The sequence below is a fragment of the uncultured Flavobacterium sp. genome (assembly GCF_963925185.1).
GTDB lineage: Bacteria > Bacteroidota > Bacteroidia > Flavobacteriales > Flavobacteriaceae > Flavobacterium.
The window spans coordinates 20,517-46,869 of the sequence record NZ_CAWURC010000001.1 but is presented as its reverse complement, the minus strand read 5'-3'; the positions used below and the strand labels follow the sequence as shown (position 1 = coordinate 46,869).

The window sequence follows — 26,353 nt, the reverse complement described above, 5'->3', positions numbered from 1 at the left end:
AAAGAACTTTTTAATGTATTCAACCAAAAAGAGAATATGAAAAAAATATTAATAACAGGAGCTGCAGGGTTTTTAGGCTCTCATCTTTGCGATCGTTTTATTAAAGAAGGATATTTTGTTATAGGAATGGACAATCTCATCACGGGGGATTTAAAAAACATTGAACATTTATTCAAATTAGAAAATTTTGAATTTTATCATCACGACATTACTAAATTCGTTCATGTTCCTGGAAATATAGATTATATCCTTCATTTTGCATCACCAGCAAGCCCGATTGATTATTTAAAAATCCCCATCCAGACTTTAAAAGTAGGCTCTTTAGGAACGCACAATCTTTTAGGATTGGCAAGAGTAAAAAACGCCAGAATCCTTATTGCCTCTACATCGGAGGTTTATGGCGATCCATTGGTTCATCCTCAAACAGAAGAATATTATGGCAATGTAAACACGATTGGTCCTAGGGGAGTTTATGACGAAGCCAAAAGATTTCAGGAATCCATCACGATGGCGTATCATACTTTTCACGGTGTAGAAACCAGAATTGTTCGGATTTTTAACACCTATGGACCTAGAATGCGACTCAATGATGGAAGAGTTATTCCGGCTTTTATTGGACAGGCGCTTCGGGGTGAAGATTTAACAATTTTTGGTGACGGTATGCAAACACGTTCTTTTTGTTATGTTGACGATCAAGTGGAAGGCATTTTTAGATTACTACATTCTGATTATGCGTATCCAGTAAACATTGGTAATCCCGACGAAATTACCATAAAGGATTTTGCCGATGAAATTATAAAACTCACAGGAACGACTCAAAAAGTAGTGTATCATCCGTTACCAATAAACGATCCTTTACAACGACAACCCGATATTACAAAAGCGAAAGAATTACTAGGTTGGAGCGCTAAAGTTTCAAGAGAAGAAGGAATGAAAATTACCTATGACTATTTCAAATCATTATCTACAGAGGAGCTTTTAAAAGAAGAGCACAAAGATTTTTCTAAATACATAAACTAGTGAAAACTAATACAGGAAGATATTCAGGCTATATTCGCCCTTTCTCCTATGTGATTGATCTTATTATCATCAACATATTAGCTCTTTATATAGTTCCGTTTCACACAAACGAAATTGTTTACTCATTTTTTATAAGTATTGCTTGGTTTTCGACCGCCTTTTATTTAGGTTTTTATGAAGTATATAGATACACTAAGGTAATATCAATCTTAAATTGTGCATTAAAACAAACATTTATTTTCACCTTGTTTTGTCTGGCATTGGAGTTGTATTATTCGGAATTTGCAAATCAAAAAAGAGTTGTTCTATTTGTTTTTGCCTCCCTGTTTTTAGTTCTTTCAATTAAAATTTTTATTTATTATTTTTTAAGAAGGTATAGGGTTTTAGTTGGCAGAAACTTCAGAACCGTAGTGTTATTGGGAAACAAGAAAAACACAAATCCGTTAAAAGCTTTTTTTACAGAGAACCCAGATTATGGTTATAAATTAATTAAAGTTTTTACATTAGAACACCATAAAACCGAAAAAATTGAAGACTGTGTTTCGTTTGTATCAGAGAACAAAATTGATGAAATTTACTGTGCCACAGCCGATTTGTCAGACAAGCAAATTAGAGAAATCATTAATTTCGCGGATAATAATTTAAAGACACTAAAGTTTATTCCAGACGAAAAACAAATGCTTTCTCGTAATGTGAAGTTCGAATATTACGATTATATACCCGTTATTCCTTCAAGAAATATTTTACAAGACGAGACTTTAAATAAAATTATAAAACGGGGTTTTGACCTACTTTTTTCAGCAATAATCATCCTAGGTGTTTTGTCTTGGCTTACGCCAATTATGGCTATAATAATAAAAATAGACTCAAAAGGCCCCCTTTTTTTTATCCAAAAACGCAACGGTTTGAATTATAAAGTTTTCAAATGTTTTAAATTTCGATCTATGGAGTTAAACAACGAAGAAAACAAGGACTTAGCTTTAATAAACAACATCAAAATAACTAAAATAGGACGATTTATTCGCAAAACAAGTATCGATGAGCTGCCACAGTTTTTCAATGTTTTATGGGGAGACATGTCGGTTGTGGGACCAAGACCACACCCAACAAGCCACAATGATAAATATGCCCTAATGACAAATAATTTTATGGCGCGACATTTTGTTAAACCAGGAATTACGGGACTTGCTCAAACAAAAGGATATAGGGGAGAAGTCGAGACTGAAGAAGACATTGTAAATAGAGTAAAATATGATGTTTTTTATTTAGAAAACTGGTCTATTTTATTGGACATTAAAATCATCGTAAACACCCTCTTCAAGATGTTGAAAGGAGATGAAAAAGCATATTAATATGTTAAATTCATTGGGCTCAATAATAACCCCTACTTTCAATTCAGAGAAATTAATTGCCGAAACAAAACAAACCGTGCAAAGCCAAACCTTTGAAAACTGGGAAATGATTATTATTGTTTGTTAGACAATACTTTCTCCATTATTAAAGAAAAGGCCTTTAATGACAATAGAATTGAGATTTTTCAACTCGAAAAAATTCCGGAACCGGAATTGCTCACAATACAGCAATGTCTAAAATCAAGGGAAAATTAAATAATAGACCAAGAAAAAGGTTTAATTTTGAAACACCTAATTATATTTTTAATCAAAAAGTTGCATTTATAACTTGAATCCAGCTATTAAAATTTTTATCTTTTAATGCAAGTTTAAACACAAAAGAATTTATTTTTGCACCTCACAACAACCCATTACACAATGACAATTTTACTACTAGGTTCAGGAGGAAGAGAACATGCTTTTGCTTGGAAAATGCTTCAAAGCCCTCTTTGCGACACGCTTTTTGTAGCTCCCGGAAATGCCGGTACGGCATCGATCGCAATCAATATCGACATTAGCCCATTAGATTTTGACGCATTAAAAACATTCGTTCTTCAAGAAAAAGTGGAAATGGTGGTAGTGGGTCCAGAAGATCCTTTGGTAAAGGGAATTTTCGATTTTTTTAAAAACAATGAAAGTTTAAAACACATCCCGGTTATTGGACCTTCAAAAACAGGAGCACAACTGGAAGGGAGTAAGGAATTTGCGAAAGAATTTTTGATCAAACACAATATTCCAACCGCAGCTTACGATAGTTTCACCGCTGAAACGGTAGAAAAAGGATGCGATTTTCTAGCCACTTTAAAATCACCATACGTTTTAAAAGCAGATGGATTAGCAGCAGGGAAAGGCGTTTTGATTATTCACGATTTAGCGGAAGCCAAGGATGAATTAAGAAACATGTTGGTGCATCAAAAATTTGGTGCCGCTAGTTCGAAAGTGGTAATCGAGGAGTTTCTGGATGGAATAGAATTGAGTTGCTTTGTTTTGACAGACGGGAAAAACTATAAAATTTTACCAACCGCCAAAGATTACAAACGCATTGGCGAAGGCGACACAGGATTAAATACCGGCGGAATGGGAGCGGTTTCCCCCGTTCCTTATGCCGACGCTGTTTTGATGAAAAAAATCGAAACACGCATCGTAAAACCAACAATTAAGGGCTTTCAAACAGACGGAATTGAATATAAAGGTTTTGTGTTTATTGGATTAATCAACGTGAATAACGAACCAATTGTAATTGAATACAACGTGAGAATGGGCGATCCCGAAACCGAGGTGGTTGTTCCGAGAATGAAATCCGATTTAGTGGAATTGTTTTTGGCCGTGGCCAATGAGAAACTGAACGAATTCCAACTTGAAATTGATGAAAGAAGCGCCACGACAGTTATGCTTGTTTCAGGCGGTTATCCTGAAGATTTCGAAAAAGGAAAAGTCATTTCAGGGCTTGAAAAAATTCAGGATTCGATTGTTTTTCATGCGGGAACCACATTAGATAACGGCAACGTGGTTACCAATGGCGGAAGAGTCTTGGCGGTCACATCGTACGGGAATAATTTTCAAGAGGCCATAAAAAAATCTTACCAAAACATAGACAAGCTGCATTTTGATAAGATGAATTTCAGAAAAGACATTGGCTTTGACCTACTTTAAAAAAGATTGAGCCGTTGTGTCTTGATACTCTTCTCCGTTATCTTTGTGTAATTTCAATTGTTTACACCAATAGACTATAGCAACTGCGCAAATGGCCATAAAAACCCAATTTACAGCATTTGCAGCAACCCAATTTTTAAGCTCAAGTGCTCTAAGAAAATCGTGTAACGCAAAAAAAATATTTTCAAATAACCATTGAATTCCTTCAAAAAATGCTCTCATCTCATTAATTTTATTTGTTAATTATATTCGATGTAACTCGTCATTGTATTTATTTTAATGAAATTAACTTTACTAGCCTCGTTTCATCTTTGTGTAAGTATTATATTTACGGTCACAAAAGTATAAAATATCCTTATGATAACAAGTGTTTTTAAAAAATCTACACCAATAAATTTAATTTTGGTCGTGATTTTGATACTGGTTTTCTTTTTAATTTTCCAGTTTCAAGATTTGACATGGTCAAACCCTGTATTTTTAATATTAAAAAAAACAGGACTGTTTGTCATTTTACTCGGCTCTGTTTTTATGACTAATTTTGTTGCAAAGAAAAACGGATTGAGCAAAGACAGCGGCTATACGATATTTTTCTACTTTTTATTTCTACTTTTCTTTCCTTCATTATTTAACAACACGAATCTAATTATAGCTAATTTTTTTGTGTTGTTGGCACTTCGTAGATTAATTTCATTGCAAACTCAAAAAGCATCCAAAGAAAAAATATTTGATGCATCGTTGTGGATTTTTTTGGCATCATTATTTCATTTTTGGAGTGTTCTGTTTATTCTATTGGTTTTTATTTCCATAATTTTTCACGTGTACAGAGATTATAGAAATTGGGTCATACCTTTCATCGCTTTTTTTGTAGCAGGGATTATTTCGATGCTTTTATCGATGCTTTTTTATAAAAATGCTGTTAGATTCATAAATACAAATGCGGCAATCAATTTCAAAATGGATTATTTTACCAATAATTATCAAAATGGCGCCTTGTCAATTTATGCAACGATTGCTTTGTTTTTTGTAGTTTCGATGATTGCTTCTTTATCAAATAGACCGCAAGTGCTGCACAGCTCTTACAAAAAAATTATTGGATTTTTTTTTATTGGAATAATGATTTTTGTCGTTTCGTCTAATAAAAGCAACGATTTATTGGTATATACAATCGCCCCTTTGTCAATAATCGTCACCAGTCACATCGAAATGAAACAACCAAAATTGCAACAGGAAATGATTTTATTCGTGCTAATTGCGTGCGGTTTATTTGCTTTTTTTTCCCAGTTATAGTTTATTCCCGTAAGCCAAATCGCCGGCGTCGCCCAACCCAGGAACAATGTATTTTTTCTCGTTCAATTTCTCGTCCAAAGTAGCTACCCAAAGATGGCAAGAATCCGGCAAATGTTTTTCGAGATAGTCAATTCCTTCTGGAGCGGCAATGATAACGGCAATATGAATTTCTTTTGGAAGCCCTTTTTCCATCAATTTGTTAAAAACGGCAACCATGGATTGTCCTGTGGCAAGCATCGGATCAATCAACAGCAAAGTCTTGTTTTCAATATTTGGAACAGCTTGATATTCAACCAAAATATCAAAATAATCGTCATTGTTTGGGTGATGTCTATAAGCCGAAACAAAACCGTTTTCGGCACTGTCAAAATAATTCAAAAACCCTAAATGCAAAGGCAATCCAGCCCGAAGAATTGAACATAAAACAAGCTTATCCTCAATTTCAGTGGTTTTTTTAATACCAAGAGGTGTTTGAATTTCGATAGTCGCATAATGCAAATCTTTGCTCAATTCATAGGCCATTACTTCGCCAATTCGCTCAATATTTCTCCGAAAACGCATACTGTCGTGTTGCACATTCACGTTCCTGATTTGACCAAGAAAGTGATTAAGAATACTATTGTCCTCTGATAAATAGTGTGTTTGCATTGTTTTAAATTTGAATTAATCTTCTTAAGTTTTTAATAGACTATAAAAGTATAAAAAGTATCTTTGTTTTTTAATATAAAAAAATATGTTTTCAAAAGTAGCGTATTCCGTTTTCGAACAAAGCATTCAAGATTATCACTTATTTGATAATGTGGACCAACCTATAAATAATCCTTTTCCAAAAGAAAAAGTAGAACATTTGTTATATCTGAAAAATTGGATTGACACCGTTCAGTGGCATTTCGAAGACATCATTCGGGATCCAAATATTGATCCAGCGGCAGCATTAACCTTGAAAAGAAGAATTGATGCTTCCAACCAGGAAAGAACGGATATGGTGGAATATATTGACGGTTATTTTCTCGAAAAATACAGTCACGTTATTGCAAAGGAAAAGGCTAAAATCAATTCTGAAAGTCCCGCTTGGGCGTTAGACAGGTTGTCTATTTTAGCTTTAAAAATTTATCATATGAACGAAGAAGCCAATCGCGCAGAAGCTTCACAAGATCATAGAGACAAATGTCAAGTAAAATTAAATGTATTGTTGGAACAAAGAACTGATTTGTCAACCGCTATAGATGATTTACTAAATGACATTGAAAAAGGAGATAAATTTATGAAAGTGTACAAACAGATGAAGATGTACAACGACGATGATTTGAATCCGGTTTTGTACCAAAACAAGAAATAATATCCAATAGACCTTGTCAAAACCAATAAAACATATAGCCGTCATTCGTCTGTCCGCAATGGGAGATGTCGCTATGACGGTTCCTGTAATTTTGGCTTTGGTACAGCAACATCCCGAAGTAAAAATCACGATAGTTTCACGTGTTTTTTTCAGGCCATTTTTTAAAAACATTCCAAATGTTGATTTCTTTTCTGCCCAAGTTCATCACGAGCACAAGGGATTCTTGGGATTATTTCGTTTATACAAAGATTTGAAATCGAAAGGAATCACGGAAATAGCAGATTTGCACAACGTTTTACGTTCAAAAGTTATTCGGACTTTATTTGCTTTTGGCGGAATAAAAACAGCATTTGTTGATAAAGGCAGAGCCGAAAAAGCAGCGTTGACACGTTCTGAAAACAAAATTTTCAAACAACTTCCCACGATGTTCGAAAGACACTCCAACGTGTTCGGGCAACTAGGATTTCCAATTGATTTGAATTCCCAAGACATCGGGAAGGGATTTCTTCAAAAACAAGATTTAGATCCTGAAACCGTTCGTTTAACGGGTGAAATTTCGAAAAAAACCGGGATTAAATTAATTGGGATTGCACCTTTTGCGCAATACGATTCGAAAGTGTATCCGCTGGATTTAATGCAGGAAGTCATTGATACATTGGCCAAAAACAAGGAGTATAAAATTCTTCTTTTTGGTGGCGGGAAAAAAGAAATAGAGTTGTTAGATTCTCTTTCAAAAGACAAAGAAAATGTTGTCAATATTGCAGGGAAAATAAATTTTAAACAGGAGTTGAAAGTCATCAGCAATCTTGACGTGATGCTTTCTATGGATTCCGGAAATGCTCATATTGCTGCAATGTTTGGTATAAAAGTCATTACACTTTGGGGAGCAACGCATCCTTTTGCGGGTTTTTCTCCTTTTAATCAGCCAATAGAGAATACCTTGGTTTCGGATAGAAATTTATTTCCAAAAATTCCTACTTCGGTTTATGGGAATAAAAAAGTGGAAGGTTACGAAAGGGCAATGAGAACGATTCCGGTTGAGAAGATAGTTTCTAAAATTCAAGAACTGTTAGCATAAAGTCAAAAACTTGTTCGGCTAATGGAATCCATTTTGTTTGACTATTCCTTTGCCGATTTTTGAAGGGCTTTACTTTTATTTTACAAAATTTTCAGCATATTAAATGACGATTGAAACCATTTTAATAATTAATTTTGGTTAAAAACGAATAATTTAAGGACTGTTATTATATCAGTTTCCAATTTTTTTTAACTTTAACACAGAATTCAACGAATAAAAAAGTTGAGACTATAAATTATTTTAATCACATTTTAATATTAAATAGTATGGTAGTACAATATCAGGGAAAACAAAACGAAATTCTGACTACATTCACCATAAAAATCAATGGGAATAATCTATCGAAAAGCAGTTCTAACTACCAAGTCGATTTATTGGTAGGCGACAAACAATTACCAACTTTTACGACAGCAATTCACCAGAGTTTGTCTAATTGTTTAAAAGAAATTTACTTATTCAGAAAACACAACAACATAAAGTTTGATGCGTCTTCAGAAAAAGTAGCGTCTAAACTAGTTCCTTACGATTTGGTTTTATACAACTACCACAAAAACACCCTGTTTATGGCTTAAACCATTTTTCAAGACATAAAAAAAAGACTGTTCATTGAGCAGTCTTTTTTTTGTCGTATTTACAAAGCTTTAGAGAGTACTTTTTCATAGGCTTTTCTTGGACTTCCTCTGAAATATACTTCCCCACAGCAAGTGTAACCCGATTTTTCAAAAATTTTCAACATAGCAATGTTGTCATAATTAGTGTCTGCTTTTACACTGAATATGTTGTTAGTAAGAGCAAAATCTTCTATATATTCGAGGATTATTTTAGCGAAACCTTTTCCCAAATACTTTTCTGAAATAGCGACTCTATGAAACACGACAAAATCATCATCCGTAAGCCACTTTCCTTCAATTTTTTCATATTCAGGCTCGTCATTGACTAAGACCGCACAATACCCGATGATAGATTTTCCTTCAACCAAAACATATCCTTCCCCTTTTTCAATGTCTTTTTGTACAACTTCAGGATTTGGATAACCGTCTTGCCATTGATTACTGCCATCTTCTTTTCTTCGAAGGATGGCTTGTAGTAAAATATCCCAAATTGTAGAGGTTTCGTCAATTTCAGCTTTTCTAAAGTGATAATTTATCATTTCAACCTTTTTTAAACATCGTCATAATCCACAAAAATTTCTGCAGATGTAGGATGCGCCTGACAAGTAAGAATTAAACCATCTGCAATTTCGCCATCAGTCAGGATAGAGTTTTTTGTCATTTCCGCAGTTCCGGATTTAATTCTTGCCAAACAACTACTGCAAATTCCGCCTTGGCAGGAATAAGGAGCGTCAACACCTTGTTTTAGCGCCGCTTCAAGAATAGTTTGTTTTTGCGACATTTCGAAAGTCGTTTCCTCATCATCGACAAGAATGGTAATTTTTGTGTGACCTTCCAGCGATTTTTCGATTTTATTCTCTGCAGATGATGACGAAAACAATTCGAACTTGATATTTTTTTCCAGAATGTTATGTGCTGCCAAAACAGCCGAAACGGTATTGATCATTTCTTCGGGACCACACAAATAGAAGTTGTCGAATTCCAATTCCTTGTGTTTGTTATTCAAAACAAAATTAACGGCGGATTTATCTATTCGGCCGAATAATTCGCCGTCCGCTTTGGCTTGACTGAAAACATAATGAACAAATAATCGACCGGTATATTTAGATTGTAAATCGTGTAATTCTTGATGAAAGATGGTTTCTTCAGGTGATTTGTTTCCGTAAACCAAAACAAAACCGCTTCGTGGTTCGCCTTTCAAGACCGATTTCAGAATAGAAATTACGGGTGTAATTCCGCTTCCTGCCACAAAAGCAGCATAATTTTTTTGTCTGTCATCGTGTGGTTGGAAGGTGAATTTTCCTTCCGGTGTTCCTACTTCAATAAGATCGCCTACTTTTAGTTTTGTATTGGCAAATTGGGAAAATGCACCGTCTTTCACCGCTTTAACCGCAATTCTCAATTCTCCACTTTCTGGCGAAGAACAAATAGAATAGGCACGACGGATTTCCTGTCCGTCCAGTGTTAATCTCAAATTAACGTATTGACCAGCAATGAAAGTATAATTTGGTTTTAATTCTTCGGGAACATTAAATAGAATGGAAACCGCAGCAGCAGTTTCGTGTTTTATCTCTTTTATAACAAGTTTCTTGAATGATGGCATTATGATTGTTTTTTTGCAAAAATAAGAAACGGTAAATAAATCGCGCTTATAAAGTGTCTAATATTTTATTTTAACAGTAACAATTTCTTACTTTTAGCATCTAATCACGAAAACCAAAACGAATTATGATTAAAAAATTCCTTTATCTCGAATGGAAAGCGTTTATAAGGTCGGCATCCTTCGGAACTAATTTAGCGCTGAAAATCCTTATGGGTTTTGTGGCAATTTTGTACTCTTTTATTTTGCTAATGGCAGGAATTGGAGCTTTTTATGGGCTAAAAAAAATGAATCTTGATCCGTTGCAGCAAGTTAACAAATACTTAATTTACTATTTTTTTATCGATTTAGGCATTCGTTTATTATTGCAAAAAATCCCGGTATTGAATATTCGGCCGCTGTTGGCTTTGCCAATTAAAAGACCAACAATTGTTAACTTCTCCATTGGAAAAACACTCTTAACTTTTTTTAATTTTCTCCACGCTTTTTTCTTTCTGCCGTTCTCAATTGTTTTGTTAGTCGAGGGCTACGACGTTGTAAGTGTAATTCTTTGGCATTTGGCAATGATAGGATTGGTTTATTGCAATAATTTCCTGAATATTATTTTAACGAACAGAGACAAAGTGTTTGCCGTTTTCTCGATCACAGTTCTTTTTCTTTGGGGTTTTCAATACTATCAATTTTTTGATATTACCACTTATACCGCTATGTTTTTTGATGGATTATTTAGCATAAAAGAACTGTTTTTACTTCCGGTTTTGGCTTTGATAGGCTTGTATTATTATACGTTTAACTATCTAAAAAACAATTTATATCTCGATGCAGGATTATCAAGCAAACACGATATTGCCAAAACAGAGAATCTAACTTGGTTAAACCAATTTGGAACTTTAGGAACATTTTTAAAAAACGACATCAAACTTATCAAAAGAAACAAACGTTCGAGAACTACTGTTTTTATGAGTTTGCTATTTTTGTTTTATGGGCTGATCTTTTTTAAAGAAAACTCACACCAACCGGAAGTAATGCGCATTTTTGCAGGAATTTTTGTTTCGGGTGGATTTTTATTCACTTTCGGGCAATTTGTACCTAGCTGGGATAGTTCGTATTACCAATTAATGATGACACAAAACATTTCCTATAAAGGTTATTTGAGTTCAAAATGGTGGTTGGTGGTTATTGCGACATTTATTTCGACCGTTTTGGCCTCGTTTTATTTGTTTTATGGATGGCAAGTCTACCTAACAATTGTCGTTGGAGCAATTTACAATATTGGCGTCAATTCGCATTTGGTTTTACTTGGCGGCGCTTATACAAAAACACCAATCGATTTGCAGTCTAGTAAAGGCGCATTTGGCGACAAAAAAGCATTTAACACAAGTGCAATGCTGCTTTCGTTACCAAAATTAGTATTGCCATTATTGCTTTACTGGGCGGGATCTTTAATAATGAATCCTAATTTAGGACTTGTTTTTGTTGCCCTTGCAGGAGTTTTGGGTTTTGCACTAAGAGATAAAGTTTTCTCAATAATTGAAAAAATCTACAGAACTGAAAAACACAAAACCATTGACGCCTACAAGCAAAAATCGTAATTCATAAATCTAAAATCGTAATTCAAAATGATACAAGTACAAAATCTTTCAAAAACATATAACGGAACCACCGTATTAAAAATAGACAATTTAGAAATACCAAAAGGACAAAGTTTTGGTCTCGTTGGCAACAATGGAGCGGGAAAAACCACTTTTTTTAGTTTAATCTTGGACTTAATACAGCCTTCGACAGGAAATATAATTAACAACACAATTCAGGTAAATACAAGTGAAAACTGGAAACCCTTTACATCTTCTTTCCTTGATGAAAGTTTCCTGATTGGCTATCTCACGCCTGAAGAATATTTCTATTTCATAGGCGATTTGCGCAATCAAAACAAGGCGGATGTAGATGCTTTATTAGCAAAACACAATGAGTTTTTTAACGGGGAAATTTTAAAAAACAAAAAGTATCTTCGTGATTTATCCAAAGGAAATCAGAAGAAAGTAGGAATCATTGCCACACTTATTGGCAATCCAGAAGTGGTAATTCTCGACGAACCGTTTGCCAATTTGGATCCAACAACCGTTAGCCGATTAAAAAAAACAATAAAGGTACTTACCGAAAACCCTGATGTTACCGTGCTGGTTTCGAGCCACGATTTGCAACATACCGTTGAGGTTTGTGATAGGATTGTTGTGCTAAATAGAGGTGAGATTGTCAAAGATATTCAAACATCAAAGCAAACCCTACAAGAGTTGGAAACGTTTTTTGCGGTTTAAATTTTCATATTTCAAAAAGAAACGTATTTTTACAAGTCATTATACTAAAACTCACTTTTAAAAGTTTAATGATTAAAGAGTTTACCATTGAAAACCAACACATATAAATACACATTTATTTTAGGATTTTTATTTTTCTTGATAGCTTGTTCTACCAAGAAAGATGTTTTTTTGGCTAGAAAATCACACGCTCTAAGCACAAAATACAACATTCTATTTAACGGACAAATAGGTTTAGACAAAGGAATAGAAGGAATAAAAGCCAACAGCAAAGACAACTTTTGGAAACGATTGCCTATCGAAAGAATGCAAATCAATGATGATTTAGCTGGAGGAGAAAAATCAAAGAATAGCGATTTTGAACTTGCCGAAGCCAAAGCCACCAAAGCAATTCAAAAGCACTCAATGAACATTGGCGGAAGAGAAAAAAACAGTCAAATAGACGAAGCTTATTTGCTACTTGGCAAAGCCCGTTATTATGATCAAAGATACATTCCAGCTTTGGACGCTTTCAATTATATTTTGTATAAATACCCCAACAGCAGCAATATTTATGAGGCTAAAATTTGGAGAGAAAAAACCAATATGCGTCTTGGAAATGACGAACAAGAGGTAAAAAACATCAGTAAACTCCTAGATAAAAAAAAGCTAAAAAACCAAGTTGTCGCTAACGCCAATGCCCTGTTGTCAGAGGCTTTTTTAAACTTGGAAGAAAAAGACAGTGCCATTTCGAAATTAAAAATCGCAGAAAAATCCACAAAAATAAATTCAGAAAGAGCCAGGTATCGTTTTATTCTTGGGCAATTATACCAGGAAATAGGCAAAAAAGACAGTGCTGTTTATTGCTTTGAATCCGTAATAAAGATGAAAAGAAAAGCCGACAGGAAATACGTTATTCAAGCGTATGCCAAAAAAGCACAATTGTTTGATTATGAAAATGGAGACCGAGATTCATTTGTAAAAACATTTAATAACCTACTTGCCGACAGAGAAAACAGACCATTTTTAGACGTGATTCACTTTGAAATGGGAGTGTTTTATGACAAACAAAACGATCAGAAATTAGCTTTAAAATCATACAATGCCTCTTTAAAAACAAGCTCCTTAGATCCCTATTTAATCGCATCGGATTATAGAAATTTAGGAAATATGTATTTTAAAGAGGCGAATTATTTTGTTGCTGCAAAGTATTATGATAGTACATTAGTGAAACTCGACGTTAAAACAAGGGAATATATTCATATTCAAAAAGTCAGAAAGGATTTAGACGAAGTTATAGAATATGAATCTATTGCCACTAGGAATGACAGTATATTGAACGTGGTTTCCTTGTCAGAAACGGACAGGGTTTTGTGTTTTGAAAATTATATTGTTAAATTAAAGAAGTCTGATGAAGACAAAAGAATTGCCGAAGAAAAGCAAAAAAAACTTCTTGAAAACATTGATAGATTCAATAAAATCGGCTCCGATGATCCCGCTACTAGCGCTCAAGTTCCAGGAAAACCAACTAAGAAACCAGGACTTACTCCACCTTCGTTTAGCGATGCCTCCACAAAAGGAACAGCAAGCGCCTTTTATTTTTACAACCCCTCAACCGTAGCTTTTGGAAAATTAGAGTTTAAAAAAAAATGGGGAAATAGAACCTCAAATGGCTACTGGAGATTACCGAGCAATAAAATGGAATCAAACATTAACGACACTATAAATAACGACAAATCGATAGCGGAAAATAAATTAGCCGATGCTAAAATAATCGAAGAATATACAGTCGATTATTATTTAAAACAGCTTCCAACAACACAAATAGAAACAGATAGTATTGCCAAAGAACGAAATTTTACCTATTATCAACTAGGAGTTATTTACAAAGAAAAATTCAAAGAATATAAATTAGCTAGTAATAAACTGGAACGGTTATTAAAAAATAATCCAGAAGATAAACTAGTACTTCCCGCAATGTACAATTTGTATAAAATTTATCAGATTACAAATAACGCTATGGCGGAAGAGATAAAAATCAAGATTTCTACTCAATTCCCAAATTCTCGCTATGCACAGATAATCAACAACTCAAACATTAATAACATTTTTGCAAGCGGCACCCCAGAAGACATTTATGGAGAATTATATGAACTATTTCAAGAGGAACGGCTTATGACTGTTCTAAATAAAATTGACGAGTTGATTAATCAATTTTCAGGCGACGAAATTGTATCTAAATTCGAATTACTAAAAGCAAATACCATTGGAAAACTTCAAGGATTGGAAATGTATAAAAAAGCAATGCAAAGTGTTGCCGATAATTATCCAAACAGCGAGGAAGGTAAGAATGCACAAGAGATTTTGACAACTCAAATTCCGTTATTGGAGAAAATGAATTTTACACCAACCGACACTAAAAAATGGAAGATTCTTTATAAAATAAAACCTTTAGACGATAAAAAAGCAAAAACAATAGAAGAAAAAATCAACAAGTTAATTGCTACTGAAAACCACAAAATCTTAACTTATTCATTCGATAATTACACTGAAAAAGAAAGTTTTGTTGCTGTTCACGGTATAAATTCAGAAGAATATGCAAAAAACATAATCAAAACATTAAACGATAAATACAAAGTTACCGAACCGGCAATTGCGATTACCAATGAAAACTACAAAGTAGTTCAAATTAAGAAAAACCTCGAAGAATATTTGGCACCGCCAAAAGCTACCCTAACCACTACTCAAACAGTAGTTCCTGAAACGGTGATTTCTCAACCATTAAATCCAGAAACGACAATGCCGAATCAAAACTTCTCTAAAGACACAATCCCAAAATCAGGAATTCCTAACACGGAAGACAAGTACAAACCCACTCCAAACCCACCCCAAAAACCTTAAATTATGTTTGATTCTAAACCAAAAAAATACACAGAACTTTTAGGGAAAACAAACAGAATTGTTGAAGGAACAATTATTAAAGGCGATATCATTTCCCAAGCCGATTTTAGACTTGATGGCGAATTGATAGGGAATTTTCAATCTACAAGTAAAATTGTAATTGGTCCGGCAGGAAGTGTCACAGGCGACATCATTTGTAAAAATGCTGACATAGAAGGAAAATTTAACGGCAAGATTCAGGTTGTTGAAATACTCAACGTTAAATCAAAAGCAAGCATTCACGGCGAAGTTACCGTAGGAAAACTATCAGTAGAGCCAGGCGCGGATTTTAGCGCTTCTTGTGCGATGAAGACCAACACAAAAAACACGATAGCAAATGAAGGACAACCAAAACCCGAAGAAGCAAAATTCACAACTTAATTCTTATGCACGTTTTTCAAGCATTGCTATTCAAATGTTTGCTATTATTGCTATCGGAGCCTTTGGCGGAATAAAGTTAGACGAATATTTTCAAAACAAAAACGATTTGTTCACCATAATTACATCCTTACTTTCTGTAATAATATCTATATTATATGTGGTTCGGAGTATTATTTCCTCCTCAAAAGACAATAAATAAAATGAGTTTAACATTCCGATCTAGGCAAATTTCTTTTTTAACCCAATGCGGATTATTTGCAATTGCACTATACTCCATTCATAGTTATTTGTTGCATTATTTTGCAGCTAAAACAATGTTTTTATTTCCACTTTGGCACATTTATATTTTTAATTTTGCAACCACAGCCCTCCTTTACACTATTATTAATCACAAATATTCAAAAGGCAAAGACACTGTTTTTAATACTTTTATGTTAAGTACATTATTTAAAATGATATTGGTTATCGTTTTTTTATCACCACTTTTAATGGGAGAATTTAAAGACAAAAAACCTGACGTGTTTAGTTTTTTTATCACCTATTTCCTGTTTCTGATATTCGAAGTCTATTCTATAACGAAATTACTCCAAAACAACAAGTAAGATACCGCTTTAAAACAATGATAAAATATAGTTTGTATATTAATAACAAAGTGTGTAAATTTGCGCAAAATTAAACAAGGCATTTTAAGTTATAAATATGGGATTAAACACTTTTAAAGCTGCGTTATTAGCCGTGTTGTTTTTAGCTAGTACAACATATTTAAGCGCATCAGAAAATAACACAAAAAAGGAAAAAGAGCCATTCAATGCAAAAGAAATGATTATGCATCACGTAAAAGATGCTCATGAATTTCATATAGTTGAATGGAATAACAAACCAATAACATTTTCTCTGCCAATTATACTTTGGACAAACAAAGGTTTAACAACTTTTTCGTCAAGCGAATTTCATCATGATGATTCAGGGCAACAAATAGTGGAAAGAAATGGCAATAGATTTGTTAAACTTCACGAAAAAATTTATCAATTAAATGATGGTGTTGAATCTGTTTCACTTAACGAAAAACAGCACCCAGAAAACGCATCACTTCCGTTAGATTTTTCCATCACAAGAAACGTTTTTATGATGTGGGTGTCGGTAGTTTTATTGTTACTCTTATTTATTACATCAGCCAGAAAATACAGATCATCAGAAAGCAATGTTCCAACAGGAATAGCTGGTTTTGTTGAACCTTTGATTGTTTTTGTTAGAGATGAAATTGCAAAACCAATGATTGGGGAGCATAAATATAAGAAATATATGCCTTATTTATTAACGGTGTTTTTCTTTATTTGGATTAACAATATTTTTGGATTAATACCTATTTTTAATGGAGCAAACGTTAGTGGAAACATTGCGTTTACGCTAACATTAGCACTGTTTACATTTCTTATTACAACTTTTAGCGGAAACAAGAATTATTGGAAACATATTTTTTGGATGCCAGGAGTTCCTGTTCCAATGAAAATATTTCTAATGCCAATAGAATTAATTGGGATATTCACAAAACCAGTTTCGTTAATGATACGTTTATTTGCTAATATAACAGCAGGACACATTATCATTTTGGCATTAATGTCACTAATTTTTATTTTCGAAACAGTTTGGGTTTCACCGGTTTCAGTAGCTTTCTCATTATTTATTGGAGTTATAGAAATTGTTGTAACTGCAATACAAGCATATATTTTTACAGTGTTGTCTGCCTTATATTTTGGTATGGCAACCGAAGAAGAGCATCATTAATTAATTTAAATTTTCTATTATGACTATTACTGGAATTGCAGCAATTGGAGCGGGTTTAGCGGCTATTGGAGCTGGTATCGGAATTGGTAAAATTGGTGGATCGGCTATGGATGCCATGGCTCGTCAACCAGAAATGCACGCAAAAATTCAAGCATCTGCTTTGATTTTAGCAGCTTTTGTTGAAGCGGTAGCGCTTTTCGGAGTTGTTGCGGCGTTAATCGTTTAATTATGATTGATTAAATATAGAGATAGCGGTTGGCTATCTCTATATTTTTAATTTAAAAAAAATTTAAAAATGGATTTAATAACACCTGGATTGGGATTAGTATTTTGGACAGTAATAACGTTCTTAATTTTACTTATTATACTAAAAAAATTCGCTTGGAAGCCTATTTTGGATGCCGTTAGCGAAAGAGAAGAATCAATAAAAAAGGCCCTGCTTTCTGCTGACAACGCCAGAAAAGAAATGCAGAATCTTCAAGCGGATAACCAACGTATTTTACAAGAAGCAAGAATGGAACGCGATGCAATGTTAAAAGATGCTCGTGAAATAAAAGAAAAAATGATTGCCGATTCTAAGAATGAAGCTCAAGCTCAAGGTCTGAAAATGATCGAACAAGCAAAAGCAGCAATAGAAAGTGAAAAAAATGCAGCAATGGCAGAATTGAAACTTCAGGTTTCTACCTTGTCTATTGAAATTGCCGAAAAATTATTAAAAGAAGAACTCTCTAACAAAGAATCCCAAGTAAAACTAGTGGAGAAAATGTTAGGTGATGCTAAACTAAACTAATATGTCAGGTACAAGAGCAGCAATTCGTTACGCAAAAGCAATTCTAGAAATCGCAGACTCTAAAAAAGCAGCTTCTGAAGTTGGTGCCGATATGGTATTAATTTCTTCTACTATACATAATAATGCAGAATTGAATATTTTTATTCAAAGCCCAACTATTAAAGTAGAACAAAAAGAAAATGCACTTTTAGAAGTTTTTGCCAATGCCAATGCAGTAACAAAAAGTCTTTTCCGTCTATTATTAATAAACAAAAGATTTGAAATTTTAGACGCTATTGCGATAGAATACAACAAATTGTTTGATATTATGAACGGTGTTGAAGTGGCGAAAGTAACAACAGCGATTCCTATGGATGCCGTTTTAGAAGCTAAAGTTTTGGCTAAAATCGGAACATTTTCAAATAAAAAAATTACAATTGAAAGCACTATAGACGCTTCTATCATTGGAGGATTTATTTTAAGAATAGGCGACAAGCAATACAACGCTTCTGTTGCTAACAGATTACAAGTTTTAAAAAGAGAATTGAATAACTAGTTATTTATAAATAATTATGGCGGAAATTAAACCTGCTGAAATTTCAGCAATATTAAGAAAACAAGTAGAAGGATTCGAATCTGGAGCTACATTGGAAGAAGTTGGATCAGTACTAAATGTAGGAGATGGAATTGCACGTGTTTATGGGCTTTCTAATGTTCAATATGGTGAATTGGTAGAATTTGATAATGGTCTTGAGGCGATTGTATTGAATCTGGAAGAAGACAATGTTGGTGTGGTGCTTTTAGGACCATCAACAGGAATCAAAGAAGGTTCAACCGTTAAAAGAACACAACGCATTGCCTCTCTTAAAACAGGAGAAGGAATGGTAGGCCGAGTAGTAAACACTTTGGGTCAACCAATTGATGGTAAAGGTCCAATTACAGGCGAATTATTCGAAATGCCATTAGAAAGAAAAGCTCCTGGAGTTATCTTCCGTCAACCAGTTACCGAGCCACTACAAACAGGGATCAAAGCAGTAGACGCAATGATTCCAGTAGGTCGTGGACAACGCGAGCTAGTTATTGGTGACCGTCAAACAGGTAAATCTACCGTTTGTTTGGATACCATTTTGAATCAAAAAGAATTTTACGATGCAGGAAAACCTGTATTCTGTATCTATGTTGCAATTGGACAAAAAGCGTCAACTGTAGCAGGAATCGCAAAAATGTTGGAAGAAAGAGGTGCAATGGCATACACAGTAATTGTAGCCGCTAATGCTTCTGATCCAGCGCCAATGCAGGTTTATGCGCCAATGGCCGGAGCTGCAATTGGAGAATATTTTAGAGATTCTGGTCGTCCAGCTTTAATTGTTTATGATGATTTATCAAAACAAGCTGTTGCGTATCGTGAGGTTTCTCTTTTATTAAGAAGACCACCAGGACGTGAAGCATATCCTGGAGACGTTTTCTACTTACACTCTCGTTTATTAGAAAGAGCTTGTAAAGTAATTGCCGATGACGGAATTGCAAAAAACATGAACGATTTACCAGATTCATTAAAAGGTATCGTAAAAGGAGGAGGTTCTTTAACTGCTTTGCCAATTATCGAAACTCAAGCTGGTGACGTTTCTGCTTATATTCCAACGAACGTAATTTCGATAACTGATGGTCAGATTTTCCTTGATGGAGATTTGTTTAATTCAGGTGTTCGTCCAGCGATCAACGTAGGTATTTCGGTATCTCGTGTTGGAGGAAATGCACAAATTAAATCAATGAAAAAAGTAGCAGGTACTTTAAAACTAGATCAAGCACAATACCGCGAATTAGAGGCGTTTGCTAAATTCGGTTCCGATTTAGATGCCGTTACTTTAAACGTAATTGAAAAAGGAAAAAGAAACGTTGAGATCTTGAAACAAAATCTTAATGACCCTTATACTGTTGAAGATCAAACGGCTATTATCTATGCTGGTTCTAAAAACTTGTTGAGAAATGTTCCTGTTAATAAAGTAAAAGAATTCGAGAAAGATTTCTTAGAATACTTAAACAACAAAAACAGAGCTACTCTTGATGCGTTGAAAGCAGGAAAATTGACTGACGAAATTACAGATGTACTTGAGGCAGTAGCAAAAGAAGTTTCAGCGAAATATAACTAATCCCCACCCAGCCTCCCCGAAGGGGAGGAGTAGAAAGGGAAATAGAAATAAAATATTAATATAAGACAGATACCCTCGTTTGGTCTCCCTCCCCTTCGGGGAGGGTTGGGGAGGGGAAAAAATGGCAAATTTAAAGGAAATCCGTAATAGAATTACTTCCGTTTCATCGACGATGCAGATTACATCTGCGATGAAAATGGTTTCTGCAGCGAAGCTTAAGAAGGCACAAGATGCCATCACAGCAATGCGACCTTATGCTGAAAAATTAACGGAATTGTTACAAAACCTTTCAGCGACTCTTGATGGAGAGGTGGGAGGAGAATATACTAGACAAAGAGAAGTTAAAAAAGTATTGGTAGTTGCGATAACTTCAAACAGAGGTTTGTGCGGTGCGTTTAATTCAAATGTAATTAAAGAAGTTAAAATCCGTTCTGAACATTACATGGGAAAACAAGTTGATGTTTTTGCCATCGGAAAAAAAGGAAATGACATCTTAACTAAAACGCATGCTGTGGTGGATAACCAAAGTGCTGTTTTTGATGATTTGACTTTCGAAAATGTTACTGTAATTGCTGAAACATTAACTCAGAAATTTGTTTCTGGTGAGTATGACAAAATCGAATTGGTTTACAATCAATTTAAAAACGCGGCTACTCAAATCGTTCAAGTAGAGCAATTTTTACCTTTAGCAGCAATAAAAACAGACACACCCGTTTCAACTGGGGATTATATTTTTGAACCTTCAAAAGAGGAAATTGTTTTGACTTTGATTCCAAAATCATTGAAAACACAATTGTACAAAGGAATTCGTGATTCATTTGCCTCTGAACACGGAGCGCGAATGACTGCAATGCACAAAGCAACAGACAACGCCACCGAATTGAGAGATCAATTGAAATTAACCTATAACAAAGCACGTCAAGCTGCAATTACTAATGAGATCTTAGAGATTGTTGGTGGAGCGGAAGCTTTGAAAGGATAAGAAAAACACCTTTTTTAAATATATTATAGAAGTCCCGCAATAGTGGGACTTTTTTTTACTTAATTTTATAAAAATTTACCGACTTGAAAACAATAGAAATCACTACAATCGAAGAAATGCTTGCTCAGTTTGAAATAATGAAGCATTTATATCCCAATTTCACTATTGAAAAATACAGGTCTTATCTAAAAGAAATGATCCCCCACAATTATACCCAAGTTGCCGTTTTCGAAAATGAAGAATGCGTCGGACTTACTGGATTATGGTACGGAATCAAACTTTGGTCTGGAAAATATATGGAAATTGATAATTTTATTGTTCATCCGGAACATCGATCAAAAGGGATTGGTAGACTTCTTACCGATTATGTCAATCAAAAAGCTACTGATTTAGATTGTACGATGATTGTTCTCGACGCATTCAACGGAAATTTCACGGCGCATCGATTCTACTACAATCAAGGATATAATCCCAGAGGATTTCATTTCATTAAAACCTTAAACGAAGCAGGATTGTCATAAAACGTTTATAAAAACTGAATATATTGAATCAACAAAATCAATATTAAATGATAGAAATGGTTATTTTTGTTTCATAAAATTTAAAAAACAACCCTTTGGGATTATATAAAAACCTTTTCAAACAAACGGCCATTTACGGACTCGCTACGGTTTTGCCGAAAATGTTCGCTTTTTTGTTGGTGCCGCTTTACACAGATTTACTTCCAAAAGAAGAATACGGCAAGGTTACCATCATTTTTGCTTATATGATTTTCTTTAATGTCATCCTGGCTTACGGGATGGAAACCTCATTTTTTAGATTTTACAACAACGAAAAAGATAAAAAATCGGTTGTTGAAACTACAATGGTTTCTGTTTTTTGGTCCACAATAATATTTCTATTTCCTGCATTATTATTCCGAAACACATTGGCTTCCTTTTCCGGGATTGATGTTCAATATATCACCTATACAATCTGGATTTTAGTGCTTGACGCATTGGTAATTGTTCCATTTTCTAAATTAAGGGCAACCCAAAAGCCAATGGCGTATGCCATAATTAAAATTGGTAATGTGGTTGTTAACCTTAGCTTAAACTTATTCTTTTTAATTTATTTACCAAAAATAGCCGCCGCTCATCCCGGAGGATTTTTAAGTTCGTTGTATGCAGAGAACTTTGAAATTGGTTATATTTTTGTAGCTAATATTATCGCCAGCTTACTAACATTTGTGGCTTTGTCACCGGATTATTTTTTATTAAAATGGAATTTCGATTTCGGTTTATGGAAACGAATGATGCGCTATGGTTTGCCAATAATGATAGCCGGAATAGCTTTTGCCATCAACGAACAGTCCGACAAAATCCTTTTAGGAAAATGGTTGCCCGCCAACATCGCCGATGCTCAAGTAGGAGTTTACTCGGCCTGTTATAAACTGGGGCTGTTTATGGTTTTATATCGAACCGCCTATACCTTAGGAATCGAACCCTTCTTTTTCAGTCACGCTTCTGATAAAAACGCACCACAAACCTACGCCACTGTCACAAAATACTTCATCATTTTCGGCTCTTTCATTTTACTTGCGGTAATTGTTTTTGCAGATCTTTTTAAACAACTTATGATACGCGATTCATCGTATTGGGAAGCGATGAAAGTTGTTCCTTTGATTATTTTGGCCAATTTTTTTCTAGGCATTTACACGAATCTTTCCGTTTGGTACAAATTGATCGACAAGACATACATAGGTGCCTATATCTCTATTATTGGCGCCATTGTGACACTCGCGCTCAATTTTTTACTCATCCCATCGATGAGTTATTATGGTTCGGCAATCGCGACAATTGCAGCTTACGGCACAATGATGTTGATTTCGTACTTTTTGGGTAACAAATACTATCCAATTCCTTACGACATCAAAAAAATCGGAAGCTATATGGGTGTATCAATCCTATTTTCCATACTATCGTTTTATTATTTCCGCGAAAATTATTTCGTTGGCATCCCTTTATTAATCGGGTTTATGTATTTTATTTATCACAACGAAAAAGAAACTATTTTAGGCATTATAAAACGAAAATAATTATATTGTAAGTACTGACAAATCTTGACTTGTCCCTTCGATATTTCAAAACAAAAAAATGAAAATAAACATCATCAACAAATCGCAACACGACATACCAAACTATGAAACTATAGCCTCGGCAGGAATGGATTTGCGCGCTAATCTAACAGGATCCATAACCCTGAAACCCTTAGAAAGAACCATCGTAAATACAGGACTTTTTATCGAATTACCAATAGGTTTTGAAGCACAAGTGCGACCAAGAAGTGGCTTGGCGGCCAAAAAAGGAATTACCGTACTCAATTCGCCAGGAACGGTCGATGCTGATTATCGTGGAGAAATTGGTGTGATTTTAGTAAATTTATCCAATGAAGCTTTCGTCATCGAAAACGGCGAACGCATTGCCCAACTTATTATCGCAAAACACGAAAGAGCCGATTGGATTGAAGTTCAGAAATTATCCGAAACATCACGTGGTAAAGGTGGTTTTGGAAGTACGGGAGTGAAGTAAGCCCCCTAAACCCCAAAGGGGAAATGAAAGAAAAACAAAATAATAAAATAATATAACTTAAATCCTACTTACTCCTAGTAGTAGTTCCCCTTCGGGGGTTAGGGGGCTGATATGAAAATAATAGTACCAATGGCTGGACGAGGCTCCAGATTAAGACCACACACATTAACCATTCCTAAACCATTAATTCCTATTGCTGGCAAGCCAATCGTGCATCGTTTGGTCGAAGATATTGCAGGAGTTTTGAATCAGGATATCGAAGAAATAGCTTTTATCATTCACGAAAGTTTTGGCAAAAAAGTAGAAGATGATTTAATTGCCATTGCTCAAAAATTAGGTGCCAAAGGAACAATTTATTACCAAAACGAAGCGCTTGGAACAGGTCACGCGATTATGTGTGCCAAAGAATCTTTGAGCGGACCTGCGGTTATTGCTTATGCCGACACTTTAATTCGCGCGGATTTTAAATTAGACGCCACCGCCGATAGCGTTATTTGGGTAAAACAAGTTGATCAACCGGAAGCTTTTGGCGTAATCAACTTAAACGAAAAGAATGAAATAATCGAATTAGTGGAGAAACCAAAAGAATTTGTTTCGGATCTTGCTGTTATCGGAATTTACTATTTCAAGGATGCTGCCGTTCTAAAAAATGAATTGCAATTGGTTTTAGATAATAACATTATTCATGGTGGAGAATATCAAATAAATGACGGAATCAAACAAATGATGGCAAAAGGCTTGAAATTTGTACCGGGAGAAGTAGCGGAATGGATGGATTGTGGAAACAAAGATGTTACCGTTGAGACCAATTCCAGAATGTTAGGATTTTTGCACAATGATGGGGAACGTTTAGTAGATTTTGACGTAAAGTCGGAAAATTCTACAATTATTCCTCCTTGTTATATTGGCGAAAATGTGGTTTTGATTAACGCTACAGTTGGACCAAATGTATCTTTAGGAAATGGATGTCACGTGAGTAATAGCAGTATAAAAAATAGTTTGGTACAAACACAAACACATATAAAAAACGCCAATTTAGACAATGCAATGATTGGGAATCACGCCAGTTTTGATGGGAATTTTACAAGCATCAGCATTGGCGATTATTCAGTTCTGGAATAATTTGGACTGAGAATGACAAACAACAACAATGAAAAAAACGGTTTTATTCTTTCTATTCTTGGTTTTGCTTTGCAATCCAGCGGTGCTTTTGGCACAAACGGAACCCGAGCAAATCGTGCCTGAAACAGATAAATTCCAAGATTATTTTTATGAGTCGTTGTTGCAAAAAGGAATCGAAAATTATGACAAAGCCATCGCGGCTTTAGAGCAATGCTTAAAAATAAAACCGAAGGATGCCACTGTTTATTTTGAATTGGGAAGAAATCAGTTGGCTTTAAAGCAGTTTGAAAACGCTTATAATTCATTCGAAAAGGCCACACAAATTGACTCCAAAAACAAATGGTTTTGGTTGGGAATGTACGATGTGGATTATCAGACTGGAAATTATAATCGTGCGATAATTGTGGTCAATAAGTTGATTGAATTTGACGAAATTTACAAAGAAGATTTGGTTTCGCTTTATATGAATACGCAACAATTTGACAAAGCGCTTTCTCTTATTAACGAGTTGAACGATAAAATTGGAAAATCAGACAGAAGAGATTTATATAAAATGCAGATTTTGTCCCAAAGGAAATATCAAAATGCAGAAATTGCCCATTTGATAGACCAAATCAATAAAAATTTAAAAGAGGAATCAAACTATATTGCCTTGATTCGTCTGTATTCGAAAAATAACGATGTCGAAAAAGTACTTGAAATCACTCGAAAACTAGAAGTGGAAATTCCAACATCGGAATGGGCACAAGTGGGTTTGTTTAAATATTATTTGGACAATAATGAAGAGCAAAAGGCGGTAAATTCAATGAATATAGTTTTGGCGAGCACTAAAACGGATCCCAAAATCAAGTACCGAATCCTGAATGAATTTTTGATTTTTGTAGACAAGAATCCACAATATGCCCCTGATTTGGAAAAAGCCATTTCTTATTTCGCCAATGACTCCAATGTAGATGTTGCCAAAAAAACAGGGAAGTATTACCACAATAAAAAACAGTGGGACAAAGCGGTTCAGTATTATGAGCAAGCATTAAAAAATAATTCGGGTGATGATGTTGAAACTAATTTATTTTTGTTTCAAGCTTATATAGAAACAAAGCAATTTGATGTATTGGAAAAAAAAGCAACAGCAATGGTCGAAATTTTTCCAACACTGCCCCAATTTTACTATTTTTCAGGCTTGGCGAAGAATCAACTGAAACAATTCAAAAAAGCTAAGGAAATGCTTGAAATGGGAATGGATTATCTGGTTGACAATGAAATTTTGGAAATCAATTTTAATATTCAACTTGGTGAATCCTTCAATGGATTGGGAGATTTAAAGAAAAAAGAGTTTTATTTTTCTAAAGCCGACCAATTATTAAAGAACAAAAAATAAATA

At 34.5% G+C, this 26,353-nt stretch carries 27 protein-coding genes; 23 read left to right on the top strand and 4 right to left on the bottom strand.

Features of this window, described 5'->3' with window-relative positions; all coding sequences use genetic code 11:
- Nucleotides 1-36 precede the first annotated feature (36 nt).
- The 4 genes from AABM59_RS00210 (at nt 37) to purD (ending at nt 4,064) form a co-directional block, all read left to right on the top strand.
- Nucleotides 37-1,020 (top strand): UDP-glucuronic acid decarboxylase family protein, encoded by a 984-nt coding sequence (locus AABM59_RS00210; protein ID WP_338406962.1) that lies wholly within the window; start codon nt 37-39, stop codon nt 1,018-1,020.
- Complete coding sequence (locus tag AABM59_RS00205) at nt 1,020-2,372, top strand: exopolysaccharide biosynthesis polyprenyl glycosylphosphotransferase (RefSeq protein WP_338406961.1); 1,353 nt, start codon at nt 1,020-1,022, stop codon at nt 2,370-2,372. Before AABM59_RS00210 ends, AABM59_RS00205 begins: the two co-directional genes overlap by 1 nt.
- Nucleotides 2,356-2,499 (top strand): glycosyltransferase, encoded by a 144-nt coding sequence (locus AABM59_RS00200; RefSeq protein WP_338406960.1) that lies wholly within the window; start codon nt 2,356-2,358, stop codon nt 2,497-2,499. The genes AABM59_RS00205 and AABM59_RS00200 overlap by 17 nt, the downstream gene beginning before the upstream one ends.
- A gap of 290 nt (nt 2,500-2,789) precedes the next feature.
- The gene (purD, locus tag AABM59_RS00195) at nt 2,790-4,064 is read left to right on the top strand and encodes a phosphoribosylamine--glycine ligase (protein WP_338406959.1); all 1,275 of its coding nucleotides are present in this window, start codon (nt 2,790-2,792) and stop codon (nt 4,062-4,064) included.
- On the opposite strand, the gene AABM59_RS00190 is transcribed toward purD, so the two are convergent.
- Complete coding sequence (locus AABM59_RS00190) at nt 4,056-4,286, bottom strand: uracil phosphoribosyltransferase (RefSeq protein ID WP_338406958.1); 231 nt, start codon at nt 4,284-4,286, stop codon at nt 4,056-4,058. The two genes, purD and AABM59_RS00190, sit on opposite strands and share 9 nt — an antisense overlap.
- Nucleotides 4,287-4,421: 135 nt before the next feature.
- On the opposite strand from AABM59_RS00190, the gene AABM59_RS00185 reads away from it, so the two are divergent.
- Entirely contained in the window at nt 4,422-5,351 is a 930-nt protein-coding gene (locus AABM59_RS00185) for a DUF6427 family protein (protein ID WP_338406957.1), read from the top strand.
- Here AABM59_RS00185 and upp read toward each other — a convergent pair.
- Complete coding sequence (gene upp / locus AABM59_RS00180; protein ID WP_338406956.1) at nt 5,346-5,999, bottom strand: uracil phosphoribosyltransferase; 654 nt, start codon at nt 5,997-5,999, stop codon at nt 5,346-5,348. The genes AABM59_RS00185 and upp overlap by 6 nt on opposite strands.
- A gap of 85 nt (nt 6,000-6,084) precedes the next feature.
- Between upp and AABM59_RS00175 the strand changes: the two genes are divergently transcribed.
- The 3 genes from AABM59_RS00175 (at nt 6,085) to AABM59_RS00165 (ending at nt 8,340) form a co-directional block, all read left to right on the top strand.
- Complete coding sequence (locus AABM59_RS00175) at nt 6,085-6,690, top strand: DUF4254 domain-containing protein (RefSeq protein ID WP_338406955.1); 606 nt, start codon at nt 6,085-6,087, stop codon at nt 6,688-6,690.
- Nucleotides 6,691-6,748: 58 nt separating this feature from the next.
- Nucleotides 6,749-7,768, top strand: a complete 1,020-nt coding sequence (locus AABM59_RS00170) for a glycosyltransferase family 9 protein (protein ID WP_338407081.1) — start codon at nt 6,749-6,751, stop codon at nt 7,766-7,768.
- 266 nt (nt 7,769-8,034) lie between these two features.
- Nucleotides 8,035-8,340 (top strand): hypothetical protein, encoded by a 306-nt coding sequence (locus AABM59_RS00165; RefSeq protein WP_338406954.1) that lies wholly within the window; start codon nt 8,035-8,037, stop codon nt 8,338-8,340.
- A 59-nt stretch (nt 8,341-8,399) separates the two neighbouring features.
- Here the strand turns inward: AABM59_RS00165 and AABM59_RS00160 are convergent, their stop codons facing one another.
- Nucleotides 8,400-8,918, bottom strand: coding sequence for a GNAT family N-acetyltransferase (locus tag AABM59_RS00160; RefSeq protein WP_338406953.1), 519 nt, complete (start codon nt 8,916-8,918; stop codon nt 8,400-8,402).
- A gap of 11 nt (nt 8,919-8,929) precedes the next feature.
- Nucleotides 8,930-9,982: a ferredoxin--NADP reductase gene (locus AABM59_RS00155; RefSeq protein WP_338406952.1), complete on the bottom strand. Its 1,053-nt coding sequence runs from the start codon at nt 9,980-9,982 to the stop codon at nt 8,930-8,932.
- A 125-nt stretch (nt 9,983-10,107) separates the two neighbouring features.
- Between AABM59_RS00155 and AABM59_RS00150 the strand changes: the two genes are divergently transcribed.
- From AABM59_RS00150 to AABM59_RS00080, 15 genes are all read left to right on the top strand, one after another.
- A complete protein-coding gene (locus AABM59_RS00150; RefSeq protein ID WP_338406951.1) occupies nt 10,108-11,571 on the top strand; it encodes a DUF5687 family protein in 1,464 nt (487 codons plus the stop codon).
- 27 nt (nt 11,572-11,598) lie between these two features.
- Nucleotides 11,599-12,294 (top strand): ABC transporter ATP-binding protein, encoded by a 696-nt coding sequence (locus AABM59_RS00145; RefSeq protein WP_338406950.1) that lies wholly within the window; start codon nt 11,599-11,601, stop codon nt 12,292-12,294.
- A gap of 87 nt (nt 12,295-12,381) precedes the next feature.
- Nucleotides 12,382-15,174, top strand: a complete 2,793-nt coding sequence (locus tag AABM59_RS00140; RefSeq protein WP_338406949.1) for a tetratricopeptide repeat protein — start codon at nt 12,382-12,384, stop codon at nt 15,172-15,174.
- A 3-nt stretch (nt 15,175-15,177) separates the two neighbouring features.
- Nucleotides 15,178-15,594, top strand: coding sequence for a polymer-forming cytoskeletal protein (locus tag AABM59_RS00135; RefSeq protein WP_338406948.1), 417 nt, complete (start codon nt 15,178-15,180; stop codon nt 15,592-15,594).
- A gap of 699 nt (nt 15,595-16,293) precedes the next feature.
- Nucleotides 16,294-17,379 carry a F0F1 ATP synthase subunit A gene (atpB, locus tag AABM59_RS00130; RefSeq protein ID WP_338406947.1) on the top strand — a complete coding sequence of 362 codons (1,086 nt, stop codon included), beginning with the start codon at nt 16,294-16,296 and terminating at the stop codon, nt 17,377-17,379.
- Between the two features lie 19 nt (nt 17,380-17,398).
- Entirely contained in the window at nt 17,399-17,605 is a 207-nt protein-coding gene (gene atpE / locus AABM59_RS00125; protein ID WP_338406946.1) for an ATP synthase F0 subunit C, read from the top strand.
- A 69-nt stretch (nt 17,606-17,674) separates the two neighbouring features.
- A complete protein-coding gene (locus AABM59_RS00120; protein WP_338406945.1) occupies nt 17,675-18,169 on the top strand; it encodes a F0F1 ATP synthase subunit B in 495 nt (164 codons plus the stop codon).
- 1 nt (nt 18,170) lies between these two features.
- Nucleotides 18,171-18,704, top strand: coding sequence for an ATP synthase F1 subunit delta (gene atpH / locus AABM59_RS00115; RefSeq protein WP_338406944.1), 534 nt, complete (start codon nt 18,171-18,173; stop codon nt 18,702-18,704).
- 16 nt (nt 18,705-18,720) lie between these two features.
- Nucleotides 18,721-20,298: a F0F1 ATP synthase subunit alpha gene (gene atpA / locus AABM59_RS00110; RefSeq protein ID WP_338406943.1), complete on the top strand. Its 1,578-nt coding sequence runs from the start codon at nt 18,721-18,723 to the stop codon at nt 20,296-20,298.
- A gap of 121 nt (nt 20,299-20,419) precedes the next feature.
- Nucleotides 20,420-21,280 carry an ATP synthase F1 subunit gamma gene (atpG, locus tag AABM59_RS00105; RefSeq protein WP_338406942.1) on the top strand — a complete coding sequence of 287 codons (861 nt, stop codon included), beginning with the start codon at nt 20,420-20,422 and terminating at the stop codon, nt 21,278-21,280.
- Between the two features lie 116 nt (nt 21,281-21,396).
- Nucleotides 21,397-21,801, top strand: a complete 405-nt coding sequence (locus AABM59_RS00100) for a GNAT family N-acetyltransferase (protein WP_338407080.1) — start codon at nt 21,397-21,399, stop codon at nt 21,799-21,801.
- 95 nt (nt 21,802-21,896) lie between these two features.
- Nucleotides 21,897-23,357 (top strand): oligosaccharide flippase family protein, encoded by a 1,461-nt coding sequence (locus tag AABM59_RS00095; protein ID WP_338406941.1) that lies wholly within the window; start codon nt 21,897-21,899, stop codon nt 23,355-23,357.
- 58 nt (nt 23,358-23,415) lie between these two features.
- A complete protein-coding gene (gene dut, locus AABM59_RS00090) occupies nt 23,416-23,850 on the top strand; it encodes a dUTP diphosphatase (protein WP_338406940.1) in 435 nt (144 codons plus the stop codon).
- A 111-nt stretch (nt 23,851-23,961) separates the two neighbouring features.
- Nucleotides 23,962-24,972, top strand: coding sequence for a sugar phosphate nucleotidyltransferase (locus AABM59_RS00085; protein ID WP_338406939.1), 1,011 nt, complete (start codon nt 23,962-23,964; stop codon nt 24,970-24,972).
- Nucleotides 24,973-25,000: 28 nt separating this feature from the next.
- Nucleotides 25,001-26,350 (top strand): tetratricopeptide repeat protein, encoded by a 1,350-nt coding sequence (locus AABM59_RS00080; RefSeq protein ID WP_338406938.1) that lies wholly within the window; start codon nt 25,001-25,003, stop codon nt 26,348-26,350.
- Nucleotides 26,351-26,353 lie beyond the last annotated feature (3 nt).